Below are 15,714 nucleotides of genomic sequence, written 5' to 3'. Positions count from 1 at the left end.
GACGGTCATCCCTTCGATGGATGCCCGGGAGCATCCGCTCTGGTTAGGCTGGGCGCAATGTCCAGCCCTGCCGCCCCGGGCCCAGTCGCCCCAGGCCCTGTCACCACCCTGCCGTCCGCCAGCATCGGCGGCGGCCTGCCTTTGTCGGCGCTCACCCCGGTGTTCACCGGGCTGCGAATGGGACTCCACCTGCTGATCGCCGCGCTGACCGCCCTGGTCGTGGTGCGCGCCTTGTTCGGCGCCTGGCCCGACCCAGCTCTGATCGTCGGCCTGGCGGCCGTGTTCCTCGGCAGCTACTTCGGCGGCAGCTACCTCGCCCGCACGCGCCGGGAACGGTGGATCATCCCGGTCTGGCTGGGCCTGCTGCTCGTGGAGTGGCTCGCTCTCACCCTCCTGGCCCAGGACGCCGCGTATATCGTCTTCCCGCTGTTCTTCCTCCAGCTCCATGTGCTCCCCCTCCGCTGGGGCGTGCCGCTCGTCCTGGTCAGCGTGCTGCTGGCGGTGTGGGCGCTCAGCCGCAACCTCGGTTTCAGCGTGGGGGCCGCGCTCGGGCCGCTGGTCGGCGCCGGCGTGGCCGTCGCGATCGGGCTGGGCTACCGGGCGCTGCTGCGCGAGGCCGCCGAACGCCAGGCCCTGATCGGTGAGCTTCGGGGCGCCCAAGCCGACCTCGCCGCGACCGAACGCCAGGCGGGCATCCTGGCCGAGCGCGGACGGCTCGCCCGCGAGATCCACGACACGCTCGCCCAGGGCCTGTCCAGCATCCAGCTGCTGATCCATGCCGCCGAACGCACGGTGACGGATGCCGCGGCGCTCGAGCACCTGCGCCTGGCCAGGGACACCGCGGCCGCGAATCTGCAGGAGACACGCCGGTTCATCCGCGAGCTCACTCCCCCGGCCTTGGACACCCAGACCCTCCCCGGCGCCCTCGCCCGCCTGGCCGACACCGTGACCCGCGAGGCCGCCGGGAGCCGGGAGGCGACGGCGGTGAGCCTGCACGTCACCGGGGAGCCGGTCGAGCTGCCCATGCGGCTCGAAGCCACCCTGCTGCGGATCGCCCAGGGCTCGCTGGCCAATGTGGTCCAGCACGCGGCGGCGACCCGCGCCGAGGTCACCCTCAGCTACATGAGCGACGAGGTCACGCTCGATGTCGTCGACAACGGGCGGGGCTTCACCGCGACGGAGCCCACGCCCGGGCTCCGCACCGAGTCGTTCGGGCTGGTCGCCATCCGGCAGCGGGTGGAGCAGCTCGGCGGAACGTTCGTGGTGGAGTCGCGCCCGGGGCGCGGGACCGCGGTCGCCGTGACCTTCCCGCTGGGCGAGGGTGCGGCGTGATCCGCCTCCTCCTGGCCGACGACCACCCGGTGGTGCGCGCTGGCCTGCGCGCCCTGTTCTCGGCCGAGGCGGACATGGACGTCGCGGCGGAGGCCGGCAGCGCGGAGGACGCGGTCGCGGTCGCCGCGGCGGGCGGCGTCGACGTGGTGCTGATGGACCTGCAGTTCACCGGGGCGCTGCAGGGAGCGGAGGCGACCCGGGCCGTGCGTTCGCGCCCGGGAGCGCCTCGCGTGCTCGTCCTGACCAACTACGACACGGATGCCGACATCCTGGGCGCGATCGAGGCCGGGGCCAGCGGCTACCTGCTCAAGGACGCCCCGCCGGCCGAGCTCATCGCGGCCGTCCGCGCTGCGGCGGCCGGGGAGAGCGCGCTCGCGCCCGCCGTCGCCTCGCGACTGGACACCCGCGCCCGGGTGCCGGAGACCCGGCTGTCGCTGCGGGAGGCCGAGGTGCTCACGCTCGTCGCGGCCGGGCGGTCGAACCGCCAGATCGGCCAGGACCTGTTCCTCAGCGAGGCCACGGTCAAGTCCCACCTCGCGCACATCTTCGCCAAACTCGGGGTCGGCTCGCGCACCTCGGCCGTGGCAGCGGCCCGGGCCGCCGGAACCATCAGGAACAGCTGATGGCCGCCATCCCGATCCTGCTCGTGCACGGCATCCGCACCTCGGCCTCGATGTGGCGGCAGCAGGTGGAGCGGCTCCGAGACGACGGGCACTCCGTGCTCGCGATCGACCTGCCGGGCCACGGCGCGCTGCTCGGCGAGGAGTTCACAGTGGAGGGCGCCCTCCGCGAGATCGATGCCGGCGTGACCGCACTCGGCGGCCGGGTGATGCTCGTCGGCCTGTCGCTCGGCGGCTACTACGCGATCGCCTACGCCGGCGCGCACCCCGAGCGGGTGGCCGGGCTCGTGGCGGCCGGCTGCTCCACGGTGCCGGGAGGACCGGGACTTGCGGCATACCGCGGCCTGGCCAGGGGCATCCGTCTGCTGCCCGACCGCGGGCTCTGGCTGCACACGACGATGGTGCGCGCCCTGGTTCCCCGCCAGGGTGCGCACGACGTGCTCGCCGGGGGCGTGGCCCTGGACGTCATGGATGCCGGGCTGCGCGCCACCGGGACTCTCCGGCCGCTGGCGAGCCTGGCCGCCTACCCGGGGCCGGTGTGGTTGGTGAATGGGGCCCTGGACCAGTTCCGCCTGAACGAACGGCGCTTCCTCGCGGCCTGCCGTCGCGGACGCCGCGTGATCGTGCCGGGCGCGACCCACCTGGTGAGCCTCGCGCAACCGCAGCGCTTCACCGCGGTGCTCCGCGGGGTGGCCGCCGAGCTGTCGGCGGATTTCCCGGCCGAGGAAGCGGGCGGGGAGCCGGGGCCGATTGTCGGGCCGGGCCAATAGCTGGTATCGTTTCCTGTTGGCTTGCGTGTTGGGTCCCACCCCACACGATTTTCGCCGCGAAGCGCCCTCTACCGCTGAGTGGCATGTCCGTAAAAGAATCTAAACGAAAGCGTGCAAACGTGGCAAACATCAAGTCGCAGATCAAGCGCATCCTCACCAACAAGAAGTCCCAGGAGCGCAACAAGGCGGTCAAGAGCGAGTTCAAGACCGCTATCCGCATCGCGCGCGCCGCGATCACCTCCGGTGACAAGGACAAGGCCGTCGCCAGCCTCGCCGTCGCTTCGAAGAAGCTCGACAAGGCCGTCAGCAAGGGCGTCATCCACAGCAACCAGGCCGCGAACAAGAAGTCCGCGCTCGCGAAGTCGGTTTCCGCCCTCAAGTAGTCTCCGACCGGGGCTTCGGCCCTCGGTTCATAAGTCCCCGCCCTCGCCGGCGGGGACTTTTTTTGCGTTCGTCGCCTAGTTGCACGGTTCCGCCTAGTCGAACGGTTCCGCCTAGTCGAACGGTTCCGCCTAGTCGAACGGTTCCGCCTAGTCGAACGGTTCCGGTCGAGTTGCCCCGGTGCACCGGGCGGTCTCGACCGGAACCGGCGACGTCGGCGAGCAGCGGCCCCGCCGGTCAGTCTTCGCCGCGCCGCGCGATCACGCCGATGAGGCGCTCGAGCGCGAACACGGGGTCGCGACCGCCGCCCTTCACGTTCGCATCCGTCTCGGCGAGCATGGTGATGCAGCGGGCCAGGCCCTCGTCGCTCCAGCCGCGGAGGTCCCGCTGGGCACGCTCCACCTGCCAGGGCGCGAGTCCGAACTGGGAGGCGAGCTGGCCGGAACCGCCCCGGACTCCGAACAGCTTGGCCATCGTGCGGATCTTCATGGCGAAGGCGGCGACGATGGGCACCGGATCTGCCCCGGAGGACAGCGCATGCCGGAGCGTGACCAGCGCCTCCCCGTGGCGCCCGGCGATGGCCGAGTCGGCCACCTTGAACGCGTTGGCCTCGACCCGGCCGCCGTAGTAGCGATCGACGGTGACCTCGGTGACCTCCGCACTCGAATCGGAGATCAGCTGCTGGCAGGCGGCCGACAGCTCGGCGAGGTCATCCGAGAACGCCGAAACGAGGGCGCGCAGGGCGCTGGCGGTCACGCGTTTGCCCGCGGTCTTGAATTCGGCCGAGGCGAAGTCGTACTTGTCGGTGTCCTTCTTGAGTTCGGCGCAGACGATTTCGATGCCGCCGCCGACGCCGCTGCGGATCGTGTCGAGGAGCTTCTTGCCGCGCACTCCCCCGCCGTGCCGCATCACCAGGTAGGTGTCTTCGGCCGGGTTCTGCAGGTAGTCGAGGGCCTCGGTGAGGAACGCGTCGGTGCACTTCTCGACGGAGCGCACCCGGATCAGGCGAGGCTCCCCGAACAGCGAGGGGCTGGCCAGGGTGAGAATTTCGCCGGGCGCGTAGCTGTCGGCCTGCACGTCGCTGACCTCGAGCTCGGGGTCCTCGAGCTTCAGGAAGTCCCGGAGCTGCCGGATGGCGCGTTCGGCCAGGAATGATTCGGTGCCGGAGACCAGCAGGACCGGCGCCGGACGCACCTGGTGCCAGGCCAGCTGCGGGATAGCCGCGGTCTTCGGCGTCGACTTCGAGGCCGACTTCTGGGCCGGCTTCTGTGCCCGTGGTGCGGTGGTGCGAGCGGCCACGCGGTTCCCTTCGATTGCTCGTTCCAGCCTAGCCGGGGCCGGTGACGGGCCCGCGCGCCGGCTGTCGCGCGCGCCCGGGCTCCCACTCGCCCGGGCTCCCACTCGCCCGGGGCGGCACCTTCTCGGTCCACACGGTGAGCGCGCCGCCGCGCTGGGCGGCCGGCGCAACCACGAGCATCCCCTGCCGGTCGGTGCGGAAGGCGGTCGTTCCGACTCCGGAGAGCATGTCCAGCAGCGCATCCGTCGGGTGCCCGTAGCCGTTGTCCGCGCCGACCCCGATCAGCCCGACCGTGGCGCGGAGGCGGGCGTACAGCTCCGGGCTCTGGTCGGCCGAACCGTGGTGGGCGACCTTCACGACATCCAGTGCCGCCGGCCTGGACGCGCGCGACATGGCGTCCTGCGCCTCCTCGCCCAGGTCTCCGAGGAACAGCGACCGGATGCCGCGCCCGTCGAAGCCGATCGTCACACTTCCCGGGTTGCCGACCTGCATCACCGGTGAGCCCCTGACCGGCCAGAGGATCTCCCAACGCAGCCCGCCGAGGGCCCCGCTGTCGCCCCGGGCAGACTGCCGCAGCAGCGCGCCGCCCTCGGCGAGCCGGTCGTGCAGGCGCCGGTCCTGGTCGTTCTCGGGGATCCCGACCAGGGCGGTGTCCACCCGGCCGAGCACGGCGTCGATCCCGCCGATGTGGTCCATGTCGTAGTGGGTGAGCACGAGCAGGTCGATCCGGTCGATGCCGAGGGTGCGGAGGCAGGCGGCGAGCGGTTTCGGGTCCGGTCCGACGTCGATGAGCGCGTACCGGTCCCCGTCGCGCACGACCACGGCATCACCCTGGCCGATGTCGCAGGCTGCGATCTGCCAGTCGTCGGGGAAGGCGGCGGCCCGCCCGACCCCGGTGCCGATGAGCGACCCGGAATATGCGCCGAGCGAGGCCAGCAGCAGGGCCAGCGCCGCGGTCCGCCGCCGCGCGCCGCGCGCTCCCGCCTGCCGGAAGACGAGGATCAGGACGAGAAGCGTGACGAGCACGATGCCGGTGAGGCCGACAGCCCCGCCGGGCCACGGCAGCCGGCTTCCCGGCAGGGCTGCCGTAGTTCGAGCAACCGCGGCGATCCACGCCGACGGCAGCCAGGCCGCGCCCAGGAGGGTCCCGGCGAGCCCAGGAGCCCACGGCAGCAGCAGGCAGCCGAGGAGTCCCACGGCCGTCGCCAGGGGCGCGGCCGGGGCCGCCAGCAGGTTCGCCGGCACCCCGTAGAGCGGGAGGCTGGGGCTCAGCAGCACGAGTACGGGCTGGCAGGCGAGTTGAGCGGCGAGCGGGATCGAGATGAGGGCGGCGAGGCCGGTGGGCATCCAGCGGGACAGCGCCCGGGTCACGGGACCGGCGAGGACCAGCAGGCCCGCCGTCGCGAGCACCGACAGCGCGAAGCCGTAGTTGCGGGACAGCCACGGGTCGCCGGCCAGCAGCACGATCACGACCAGGGCGAGGGCCGGCACCCCGCCGCCGGGCCTCCCGATGCCGATCGAGAGCAGCACGACGGATGCCATCACCCCGGCCCGGAGCACGCTCGGCTCGGGCGTCACGAGCGTCACAAAACCCACGAGCACCGCCAGGGACAGGGCGATCCGCACGCCTCGGCGCAGGCGGAGAGCCCCGCCGAGCAGCATGATCGACGCGATCACGACCGCGCAGTTCGCTCCCGAGACGGCGGTGAGGTGGTTCAGCGAACTCGTCTTCATCTCGCCGTCCAGCTCGTCGCTCACCGCTGTGGTGTCGCCGATGGCGAGGCCGGGCAGCAGGTCGCCGCCGTCGCCGGGCAGCCGGGAGGCCGCATCGGAGAACCCGTGCCGGAGCTCCCCGGCCCACCCGAGCCACCACGGCGGACCCGTGCCGGCCTCCGGTGGGCCGCGTCCGAAGAAGAGAACCGCCGCGGCATCCCCCGGTTGGGCGACCTGAACCGTGCCGGTCAGCCGCACGGAGGAACCGATCTCCAGCGCGCGCGAAGCGGAAGCAGTGGATTCGGCGAACACCACCACGGGAACGGACACCGGCACGGTCCGGCCGTCCAGCCGCAGCTCGGTGAGGGTGCCGCGGAACCGGACCCGACTGGAGAAGCCGCTGAAACCCTGGAACGATTGCGTCTCGGCGGCCATCGTGCCGATCGTGACGGTGCCGGTGACGATCGCGTGCCGTTCAGCGGCCGACCTCACCTCGCCCGGGAGCCGCGCGGACGCGGTGGCGGCGATGACCGTGGCGACGAGCGCGGCGGCGGCGAAGGTGACGCCGAGCGTACCCCACAGGGCGCGCCAACCCGGGCGGCCCGGGGCTGGCGCCGGGGCTCGCCATCGCCCCCGAAGCTGAGACCCTTTCTGGGACCGCGACCGCCGAGGCCAACGATCGACGAGGCCGATCCCGATGGCCGCCACCGACCCCAGCCAGAGCAGACCAGCCGCCGCAGCCACCTGCCCCGGAGCGGCGCAGAGCACCCCGGCAGTGAGCCAGCAGGCTGCGGCCGGGGCGGCCAGGCGCAGGTCGGCCGTCACGGCGTGACCAGCGCCTTCAGGCCGTCGAAGGTCTTGTCGCCGATTCCGGTCACATTGCGGAGGTCTTCGACGGCGGCGAACGGGCCGTTGGCCTCCCGGTAGTCGATGATGCGCTGGGCCATCAGCGGCCCGATCCGCGGGAGGGTGTCGAGTTCCGAAGCGCTCGCGGAGTTGAGGCTGACCTTCCCGCCGGCGGCGTGGGCCGCGCCGCCGGACCCGCCCGGCGGGGTACCGGGTTGCGTTTCGCCGAGCTTCGGAATGTAGAGCTGCTCCCCGTCGCCCACGAGCCTGGCCAGGTTGACGCCGTCCGGGTCGGCCGTGGCCAGGAGGCCACCGGCGGCCGCGACGACGTCGATCACCCGCGCCCCGTCGCGGACTTCGAAGAGACCGGGCCGCCGAACCGCGCCGAGTACGTGAACGAACAGGATGCCGCCGCTGTCTGCCGAGGGGGACGTGGGAACGCCGGACCCCTCGTTGTTGCCTCCGGACGACCCGGTTCCCGGGCCGCTGCCGACGGGCACGACGACGTGCCCCGGCGGCTGCCCGAATGCGGACACGACGACGGCGGTCACCAGCGCGACAATCAACAGCACAACCGCGGCGCCCACCCCGATGCGGCGGCGCGCGCGTTCCGGGGCACGCGCCGACGGGGCGAGGCGTGCGAGGGCATCACTCGCCTCGTCGGACTCCATGCCGGAAGGCTAGGCCGCGCCCCGGCTCCGCTCCCGCGCCGGCCCCAACCCGTGCGCAATCTCCCCCGCCGCCGCCTGTGGAGGTCTCCTCCCGGCCCGCGAAACCGCAGTTGTGCGCGCTAAACGACCTTCATAAATGGCACAACTGCGGTTTCGCGGGGAGGTCAGGGCTTCGTGACGATGCTGACCAGGCGCGGGGCGCGCACGATCACGTTCACGATCTCGCGGTCGCCCACCGAGCGGATGATGGCGGCCGACTCGCGGGCCAGCTTCTCCAGGTCCGTACTCGTGATCTTCGGCGACACCTCGAGGCGGGCGCGCACCTTGCCGTCGACCTGCACGACGGCGGTGACCGCTTCCGCCACGAGAAGCGTCGGGTCGGCCTTGCGCCACTGGGCCAGGGCGACGCACGGCTCGTAGCCGAGGCGCTCCCACATGTCCTCCGCCGTGTACGGCGAGAACAGGTTCAGCGCCATCGCGGTCGTCTCGGCCGCCTCGCGGACCGCGGCATCCCCGCCCCCGGCGCCCGTGTCGATCACCTTGCGGGTGGCGTTCACGAGCTCCATCAGGCGGGCGACGACGACGTTGAACTTGAACGCCTCGATGAGCGATGGGGCGTCGGCGAGGAACCGGTGAGTCACCCGACGCAGGGCCTGGTCGCCCGTCTTCCACTCGATGCCGGGCGCGCTCGTGACGTCCCTGGCCATGCGCCACGCGCGGGCGAGGAACTTGGCCGAACCGACCGGCGAGACATCCGCCCAGTCGATGTCGTCCTCGGGCGGGCCGGCGAAGGCCATGGTCAGGCGCACGGCGTCGACGCCGTGCCGCTCGACCTCCTCTGTGAAGTAGACGAGGTTGCCCTTGCTCTTGGACATCTTGGCGCCGTCCAGCACGACCATGCCCTGGTTCAGCAGCGAGGTGAACGGTTCGGTGAAGGTGACGTGACCCAGGTCGAAGAGCACCTTGGTGATGAAGCGCGCGTACAGCAGGTGCAGGATGGCGTGCTCGACGCCGCCGACGTACTGGTCGACCGGCGCCCACTTCTCGGCTTCCTTCGGGTCGAAGGCCTGGGTGTCGTCGTTGGGGTTCAGGAAGCGCAGGAAGTACCAGGAGCTGTCGACGAAGGTGTCCATCGTGTCCGCGTCGCGGCGGGCGGGAGTGCCGTCGATCGGGTTGCGCACGTTGACCCAGTCCGTCGCCCCGCCGAGCGGCGAGGTGCCCTTGGGCGTGAGGTCCAGGCCCTCGCTGGAGGGCAGGAGGACGGGAAGCTGGTCCTCGGGGACCGGGATCTCGGAGCCGTCCTCGCCATGGATGATCGGGATCGGGGTGCCCCAGTAGCGCTGGCGCGAGATCAGCCAGTCGCGGATGCGATAGTTCTTCGCCGTCCGGCCGGTGCCGTCGCTGGTGAGCTGTTCGATCATCCGCTTGACGGCGTTGTTCTTGCTCAGCCCGTTGAGCGCGCCGGAGTTGATCAGGCGGCCCTCCCCGGTCAGCGCGATGCCCGTGGCCGCGGGGTCCAAAGGCGGGAGTTCCTCGCTGCCGTCGAGCATGGCCTCGGTGATCACCGGGATCGTGCCGGTGATCGGGGCGGTGGTGTCGACGACGACCCGCACGGGCAGGTCGAAGGCGCGGGCGAAGTCCAGGTCGCGCTGGTCGTGGGCGGGGACGGCCATGACCGCGCCGTGCCCGTAGTCCGCGAGCACGTAGTCGGCCGCCCAGATGGGCAGGCGCTCCCCGTTGGCGGGGTTGATCGCGTAGCGTTCGAGGAACACGCCGGTCTTCTCCCGGTCGGTGCTCTGGCGCTCGATCTCGGTGCTGTTCTGCACCTGGGTGAGGTAGCCCTGGAAGGCTTCCTGAACGGCGGGCGAAGCGCCGGCGGCGAGCTCGGCGCCCAGGTCGGAGTCCGGGGCGACGACCATGAAGGTGGCGCCGAACAGGGTGTCGGGGCGGGTCGTGAAGACGCTGATCGGGGTGTCACGGCCCTCGATCACGAAGTCGACGTCGGCGCCGATCGACCGGCCGATCCAGTTGCGCTGCATGGTGATCACCTTGGCCGGCCAGCTGCCTTCGAGCTGGTTGAGGTCGTCGAGCAGCCGGTCGGCGTAGTCGGTGATCTTGAAGTACCACTGGGTGAGCTTCTTCTTCACGACAACGGCGCCGCTGCGCTCGGACGTGCCGTCCGGCAGGACCTGCTCGTTGGCGAGCACGGTCTGGTCCACCGGGTCCCAGTTCACCCAGCTGTCCTTGCGGTAGGCGAGGCCCTTCTTGTAGAGCTGCAGGAACAGCCACTGGTTCCACTTGTAATACTCGGGGTCGCTGGTGTGCAGCTCGCGCTCCCAGTCGAAGGATGCCGCGTAGAGCTTCATGCTCTTCTTCTGCTGGGCGATGTTGTCGTAGGTCCAGGCCCGGGGGTCGATGCCGCGCTTGATGGCGGCGTTCTCGGCCGGCAGGCCGAAGGAGTCCCAGCCGATCGGGTGCAGCACGTTGAAGCCCTGCTGGCGCCAGTACCGGGCGACGATGTCGCCCAGCGCGTACACCTCGGCGTGGCCCATGTGCAGGTCACCGGAGGGGTAGGGGAACATGTCGAGCACGTACTTGCGCGGGCGGGTGTCGTCCGGGTCGCTCGTGCGGAAGGGCTTCCGTTCCTCCCAGACCGGCTGCCACTTCGCCTGGATGGCCGCGAAGTCATAGAGGTCTTCGTCGGTCTCGCGGCCGCTCTCGGCGCCGGTCGGTGCGGTGTGCTGCTCGTGTGCCACGTGGCTCTCATTCGGTGCGGTGTTGGGGACGTGCGGCTCGCCGGCATCCGCCGACGGCTGGGCCAGGTTCTAGGTTACTCAATCCCGGGGTGGCGGCGTCGCGTGGGCGCGGTGCCGGCGCCGAGGGCGTCGAGCAGGGCAGCGGCCTTGATCCGGGTCTCCTCGATCTCGGAGGCCGGAACGGACAGGGCCGTGATTCCCCCGCCTGTGCCGATGGATGCTCCGTCGCCGTCGAGCACGATGCTGCGGATGACCATGGCCAGGTCCACCGCGCCGTCCAGCCCGACGTAGCCGAACGCGCCGGCATAAATGCCGCGCGGGCCCTCCTCGAGGTCGTCGAGGAGGGTCATGGCGCTGATTTTCGGGGCGCCCGTCATCGACCCGGCGGGAAAACAGGCGGCGACCGCGTCCACCGAGGACAGGCCAGGGGCGAGCCGGGCCTCAACGGTGCTGACCAGCTGATGCACGTGCGCGTAACTCTCCACGGCGAGCAGGCTGGAGACGGTGACCGACCCCAGCTTGGCGATCCGGCCGAGGTCGTTGCGCATGAGGTCGACGATCATCAGGTTCTCGGCGCGCTCCTTCTCGCTCGATTCCAGCCCGGCGCGCAGCTCGTCGTCGAGCGCGGCGGTGCCCCCGCGCGGGCTGGTGCCCTTGATCGGCTTCGTGGTGACCAGGCCGTCGCGGGTGACGGCCAGGAACTGCTCCGGCGAGGCACTGAGCAGGGCGGTGGCGCCGAAGCGCAGCAGGCCGCCGTGGTGGCTGGGACTCCCGGCGCGCAGGGCGAGGTAGGCCACGACCGGGTCCGGCCGCGCGTCGATCCTGATCTCGTTGGTCAGGCAGAGCTGGTAGGCGTCGCCCTCGCGGATGGACGCCTGGCAGCGGAGGATCAACTCCGCGTAGCGTTCCGCGTCGTGTCGCCAGTGCGCCAGCGGTTGCGAGGCATCGACCGGCACCGGCCGAGCGGCATCGGCCGGCACCGGCTCCGGCGACGCACGCAGGGTCGCGCTGACCGCCCGCGCCCAGTCCTCCGCGCTCCCCGCGCCGTCCACCGTGCCCTTCTCGGCGCTCCCGGAGGGCACGTGGATGAGGGCAGTGACCGTGCGGGCCGCGTGGTCGAAGACGAGGGCGCGGTTGACCTCCAGCAGGGCGGCATCCGGGTACCGGGACACGTGCACGGGCGTCCCGACCGTCTGCGCCCCGAGCTCATAGCCGAGCCAGCCCACCCAGCCCAGGCGGAAACCCTGTTCCGTCGTGTCGTCCAGGGCGGCGCGGCGCGCGAGGTCCTCGCGGAGGAACTCGAAGATCGTTTCCGGCGACGTGATCGCCGGCGCCGGCTCCACGGACGGATCCGGGGCGCCCACCACGGTGACAGTGACGGTCCCGTCCGGAACGGAGGCGGTCACGAACCGGGAACCCGGGGCGGCCTCCGCCAGGTAGCTGACGCCGGTCTCGGCGCCCTCGCCGGCGTCCAGCCAGAAGGCGTACGGACTGCTCTCATAGAGGGCGACGAAGGCGCGCGCGGGGTCCCACCATCGGGGCAACACCGCACGCTGGATTGACCCGGTCACGACCCCAGCCTAGGAGACAGCGAGCGACTCGGAGATCTGTCCGGCCCTCCCCTCGTCCGCCGCGCGATCGGGCCTGGCGCAGGGCCCCGCCCTGGTTCCCGATCGCCAACCGGCAGAGAGCGCGGTCGCGCTGCTCGTCGAGATGCTCGCCGACGACCAGGCCCTTGCCCCGGGGCAGGAAGGGGGACCGCCCGAAGGCGACCTCCCCCTGCCACCGCGTCGGACGCTGCACCGGCTTACTTGACTGCCTTGCTGCCCTTGAATTCGAGATCCACGGTTCCGGACCCGTCGCCCTTGGTCGTGCCGTTCACGGCGGAGATGGTCTCCCCAAACGTCATCATGGTGTAAGCGATAGCGTCGGCCATCTGCTCCAACACGGCCTGGCGTCGAGGCCCGGGAAACCGGCCTGCGGGCGAGAATATCCGTCGAATTCGTAGGGAAGTGGCTAGAACAGTTTTGCCTGCTTGAGCCAGGCGGCAGCGATGTCTTCGGCCTTCTTCTGGTCGTTGAAGCTCTGGGCGTTCAGGCTCACCAGGTCCTCGGCGGACAGGGCCGCGCTGACCGTATTGAGAACCTTCTCGGCCTTGTCGGTGACCCTGTCGGAGACCACCGGCACGACGTTGTCGGCGAAGAAGAGCCCGTCCGGGTCGGCCAGGGCAACGAGCTTGTCCGACTTAATGTTCGGGCTGGCCGTGTAGATGTTGGTGATCTGGATGTCACCGTCGACGAGGGCCTTGACGGTCAGCGGGCCTCCGCCATCCTCGATCGGCTTGAAGCCGGCGGTTTCGATGCCGTACTTCTCCTTGAGCGCCGTCGGTCCGTAGGGCCGGGTCTCGAGCTCGGCGTTGCCGCCCACCACGATCGGCTCCGTGACGTTCTTCAAGGACTCGATGTCGGTCAGGTTATACTTGTCGGCGAACGCCTGGGTGACGGTCCAGGAATTCTGGTCGGAGGCATCGGCTTTGTCGAGCACGCGGAGACCCTCGGGCAGGGCTTCCTGGAGGGTTGCGTAGGTCTCGTCGCTCGTGCCCCCGGCCGCGTTCTTGTCGAGGGCCTGCAGCAGGCTTCCGGTGTACTCGGGGAACACGTCGATCTTGCCCGCCTCGATGTCGGGAAGGTAGACCTCGCGCTGGCCGATGCGAAAGTCCCGGTCGACGGCGATGTCGTTGGCCTCGAGCGCCTGGGCGTAGATCTCGGCGATGATCTCGTTCGAGTAATAGTCCTGCGATCCGACAATCAACTTGTCGCCGGACGCCTTATCCGACCCGCTGTCCAGCGGGTCGCCGGACGCACACCCTGCGAGGGCTACGACGGCCCCAACCCAGGCCGCACTGACTAGCGCGAGCCGGCCTCTTTTTACTGTGAACATCTATTTTCTTCCTTTCGCGATGGTGGATTCCATCCCCGGGCGAGGTCTGACTGACCCGGCCCGGACTTCTGTGGGCCGACCCGCGGCAACGCCGCGCGGCAGGATGACTCTGTGGATGACCGAGAAAATACCCTCCAGGACCAGGGCCAGCAGGATCACGAGGATCGAGCCGCCCAGCATCTCGGCGTAGTCGCGGGTCTTCAGTCCGGAGAACAGGAAGCGACCGAGCCCGAAGTCCGCGACGTAGGCGGCCAGGGTGGCCGTGGCGACGACCTGCAGCGTTCCCGAGCGAAGGCCGCCGATCAGCAGCGGCAGCCCCAGGGGGATTTCCACCTTGCGCACGATCTGCCACTCGGACATGCCCACCGAGCGCGCGGCGTCGATGGTGGCCCGGTCGATCGCCTCGAATCCGGTATACGCGCCGGCCAGCACCGGCGGAATGGCCAGCACGGTCAGCGCCACATACGGTGCCTCGAGTCCGATACCGACCCACAGCGCCACCAGGGTGAGCAGGCCGAGCGTCGGCAGGGCCCGCAGCCCGCCGGACACCGCCACCGCCAGGCCCCGGCCGCGTCCGGTGTGGCCAATCAGGAAGCCGAGCGGAAGGGCGAGCATCGACGCCATCAGGAGGGTGACGAAGGTGAAGACCAGATGCTCGAGCAGGCGCGAGGGGATGGAGCCGTCCCCGACGTAGTTAGCCGGGTCGAAGATCCAGTTCAGCGCGTCCAGGAAGAGAGTCATTTGGCCGCCTCTCCGCCGTGAACGGCCGCGCCCAGGGCTTTCGGCCCGGGGGTTAACGGGGCCGACGAGCGCGTCGGACGTGCCGGGCGCGACCACGGCATCAGCAAGCGCCCCAGCGCGACGAGCGCCCCATCGAAGGCCAGGGCGAGCAGGACGGTGCACACGATCCCGGCCACGATCTCGGCTTCGATCCCGCGCTGGAAGCCGTCGGTAAACAGGCTGCCGAGACTCTGCACCCCGATCACCGCGCCGACCGTCGCCAGGCTCACCGTGCTCACGGCCACAACACGGAGGCCCGCGAGGAGCACCGGCCCGGCCAGCGGCAGCTGCACCTGCCAGAACAGGGCCCAGCCGGAGAAGCCCACGGCGGTGGCCGACAGGCGCACATCGGGGTCGACCGAGGCCAGGCCGTCGGCGACCACCCGCACCATCAGGGCGACGCCGTAAATCGTGAGTGCGATGACCAGGTTGAGCGGGTCCCGGCCGCTGGTGCCGACGATCGCCGGCAGAACCACGAACAGCGGCAGCGAGGGGATGGCGTAGAGCAGACCCACCGAGATCAGGATGAAGCCGCGGCCCAGGCGGAATCTGTGCGCCAGCCACCCGATCGGGAGCGCGATCAGGAAGCTCAGGATGATCGGCGGCACGCTGAGCACGAGGTGATCAAGGGTGCGGTCCCAGATGAAGTCGAGGTTCGACCAGATCCAGGTCACCGGGAATCCCCACCCTGCGCCGAAGCACCCGAACCCGGAACCGGGTCGGCCTCGCCGGGACGTGACCCGCCGGTGAGCACCCCGGCCAGCCGACCCTCGCTGTCGACGAGGATGTCGCGGCCGCCATGGCTCTCCAGGTGCAGGGCGCGCTTGCCCCGATCGGCGCCGACGAAGCTGGCTACGAAGTCGTCGGCCGGGCTCGCCAGGATCTCCGTCGGGGAGCCGACTTGCGCGATCCGCCCGCCCTGGCGCAGGATGACGACCTGGTCGCCGAGCAGGAACGCCTCCTCCACGTCGTGGGTGACGAAGACCACGGTCTTGCCGAGCTCTCGCTGCAGCCGGATGAGTTCCTGCTGGAGTTCGGCACGCACGATCGGGTCGACGGCCCCGAATGGCTCGTCCATGAGCAGGATGTTGGGGTTCACGGCGAGGCCCCGCGCCACACCGACGCGCTGCTGCTGTCCGCCGGAAAGCTGGCTCGGGTAGCGATCCGCCAGGGAACGTTCGAGGCCGACCGTGTCGAGCAGGGCCAGGCCATCCGCTCTCGCCCGCTTCTTCGGCACGCCGCGGAGCAGCGGCACGGTGGCGACGTTGTCGACGACGGTGCGGTGCGGCAGCAGCCCCGAGTTCTGCATCACGTAGCCGATGCTGCGGCGCAGCTTGACCGGCTCCAGGCCGGCGATGTCGACCGCGTCGATCTCGATGGCGCCGCTGGTGGGATCGACCATGCGGTTGATCATCCGCAGCAGGGTGGTCTTCCCCGAGCCGGAGGAGCCGACCAGGACGGTGGTCTTGTGGGAGGGCAGCACGAGGCTGAAGTCATCGACGGCCAGGGTGCCGTCGGGGAACTGCTTGCTTACCGAGCGGAACTCGATCATGGATGTGGCTCATTCCTCGCGGGGACCAGGTCAGCGCGCGGCGAACCCAACCACAC

General features: G+C 70.7%; 14 protein-coding genes. 4 read left to right on the top strand and 10 right to left on the bottom strand.

Features of this window, described 5'->3' with window-relative positions; genetic code table 11:
- The first annotated feature begins 57 nt into the window (after window positions 1-57).
- From E3T54_RS07875 to rpsT, 4 genes are all read left to right on the top strand, one after another.
- Entirely contained in the window at window positions 58-1,332 is a 1,275-nt protein-coding gene (locus E3T54_RS07875; RefSeq protein WP_134475229.1) for a sensor histidine kinase, read from the top strand.
- Window positions 1,329-1,955 carry a response regulator transcription factor gene (locus tag E3T54_RS07870; protein ID WP_134475228.1) on the top strand — a complete coding sequence of 209 codons (627 nt, stop codon included), beginning with the start codon at window positions 1,329-1,331 and terminating at the stop codon, window positions 1,953-1,955. The genes E3T54_RS07875 and E3T54_RS07870 overlap by 4 nt, the downstream gene beginning before the upstream one ends.
- Window positions 1,955-2,722: an alpha/beta fold hydrolase gene (locus tag E3T54_RS07865; protein ID WP_241977119.1), complete on the top strand. Its 768-nt coding sequence runs from the start codon at window positions 1,955-1,957 to the stop codon at window positions 2,720-2,722. The genes E3T54_RS07870 and E3T54_RS07865 overlap by 1 nt, the downstream gene beginning before the upstream one ends.
- Window positions 2,723-2,841: 119 nt before the next feature.
- Window positions 2,842-3,105, top strand: a complete 264-nt coding sequence (gene rpsT / locus E3T54_RS07860) for a 30S ribosomal protein S20 (protein ID WP_092324572.1) — start codon at window positions 2,842-2,844, stop codon at window positions 3,103-3,105.
- Between the two features lie 235 nt (window positions 3,106-3,340).
- Here rpsT and holA read toward each other — a convergent pair whose 3' ends face one another.
- From holA to E3T54_RS07815, 10 genes are all read right to left on the bottom strand, one after another.
- Entirely contained in the window at window positions 3,341-4,402 is a 1,062-nt protein-coding gene (holA, locus tag E3T54_RS07855) for a DNA polymerase III subunit delta (RefSeq protein ID WP_166804856.1), read from the bottom strand.
- Between the two features lie 28 nt (window positions 4,403-4,430).
- On the bottom strand, window positions 4,431-6,938 hold the full coding sequence (locus E3T54_RS07850) for a ComEC/Rec2 family competence protein (RefSeq protein ID WP_134475226.1): 2,508 nt from the start codon (window positions 6,936-6,938) through the stop codon (window positions 4,431-4,433).
- A complete protein-coding gene (locus E3T54_RS07845; RefSeq protein WP_134475225.1) occupies window positions 6,935-7,630 on the bottom strand; it encodes a helix-hairpin-helix domain-containing protein in 696 nt (231 codons plus the stop codon). The genes E3T54_RS07850 and E3T54_RS07845 overlap by 4 nt, the downstream gene beginning before the upstream one ends.
- 164 nt (window positions 7,631-7,794) lie before the next feature.
- The gene (gene leuS / locus E3T54_RS07840; RefSeq protein ID WP_134475224.1) at window positions 7,795-10,386 is read right to left on the bottom strand and encodes a leucine--tRNA ligase; all 2,592 of its coding nucleotides are present in this window, start codon (window positions 10,384-10,386) and stop codon (window positions 7,795-7,797) included.
- Between the two features lie 74 nt (window positions 10,387-10,460).
- Window positions 10,461-11,957, bottom strand: coding sequence for an anthranilate synthase component I family protein (locus tag E3T54_RS07835; protein WP_134475223.1), 1,497 nt, complete (start codon window positions 11,955-11,957; stop codon window positions 10,461-10,463).
- A gap of 236 nt (window positions 11,958-12,193) precedes the next feature.
- Window positions 12,194-12,322, bottom strand: a complete 129-nt coding sequence (locus tag E3T54_RS17545; protein WP_255452841.1) for a hypothetical protein — start codon at window positions 12,320-12,322, stop codon at window positions 12,194-12,196.
- 80 nt (window positions 12,323-12,402) lie between these two features.
- Window positions 12,403-13,326: an ABC transporter substrate-binding protein gene (locus E3T54_RS07830; protein WP_134475222.1), complete on the bottom strand. Its 924-nt coding sequence runs from the start codon at window positions 13,324-13,326 to the stop codon at window positions 12,403-12,405.
- Window positions 13,327-14,067: an ABC transporter permease gene (locus tag E3T54_RS07825; RefSeq protein ID WP_092324581.1), complete on the bottom strand. Its 741-nt coding sequence runs from the start codon at window positions 14,065-14,067 to the stop codon at window positions 13,327-13,329. It abuts the gene before it with no gap.
- On the bottom strand, window positions 14,064-14,780 hold the full coding sequence (locus tag E3T54_RS07820; protein WP_092324583.1) for an ABC transporter permease: 717 nt from the start codon (window positions 14,778-14,780) through the stop codon (window positions 14,064-14,066). Before E3T54_RS07820 ends, E3T54_RS07825 begins: the two co-directional genes overlap by 4 nt.
- On the bottom strand, window positions 14,777-15,658 hold the full coding sequence (locus E3T54_RS07815; protein ID WP_134475221.1) for an ABC transporter ATP-binding protein: 882 nt from the start codon (window positions 15,656-15,658) through the stop codon (window positions 14,777-14,779). The genes E3T54_RS07820 and E3T54_RS07815 overlap by 4 nt, the downstream gene beginning before the upstream one ends.
- Window positions 15,659-15,714: the final 56 nt, after the last annotated feature.

The organism is Cryobacterium sp. Sr8, assembly GCF_004403225.1.
Lineage (GTDB): Bacteria > Actinomycetota > Actinomycetes > Actinomycetales > Microbacteriaceae > Cryobacterium > Cryobacterium psychrotolerans.
Note: the sequence above shows the minus strand (reverse complement) of the source record. Positions and strands in the feature narration are given on the sequence as shown.

Excerpts from the sequence above, each read along its gene's own strand:
- E3T54_RS07875 (WP_134475229.1), top strand. The coding sequence starts at position 58 with ATGTCCAGCCCTGCCGCCCCGGGCCCAGTCGCCCCAGGCCCTGTCACC.
- E3T54_RS07865 (WP_241977119.1), top strand. The coding sequence starts at position 1,955 with ATGGCCGCCATCCCGATCCTGCTCGTGCACGGCATCCGCACCTCGGCC.
- E3T54_RS07845 (WP_134475225.1), bottom strand. The coding sequence starts at position 7,630 with ATGGAGTCCGACGAGGCGAGTGATGCCCTCGCACGCCTCGCCCCGTCG.
- E3T54_RS17545 (WP_255452841.1), bottom strand. The coding sequence starts at position 12,322 with ATGGCCGACGCTATCGCTTACACCATGATGACGTTTGGGGAGACCATC.
- E3T54_RS07830 (WP_134475222.1), bottom strand. The coding sequence starts at position 13,326 with ATGTTCACAGTAAAAAGAGGCCGGCTCGCGCTAGTCAGTGCGGCCTGG.
- E3T54_RS07825 (WP_092324581.1), bottom strand. The coding sequence starts at position 14,067 with ATGACTCTCTTCCTGGACGCGCTGAACTGGATCTTCGACCCGGCTAAC.
- E3T54_RS07815 (WP_134475221.1), bottom strand. The coding sequence starts at position 15,658 with ATGATCGAGTTCCGCTCGGTAAGCAAGCAGTTCCCCGACGGCACCCTG.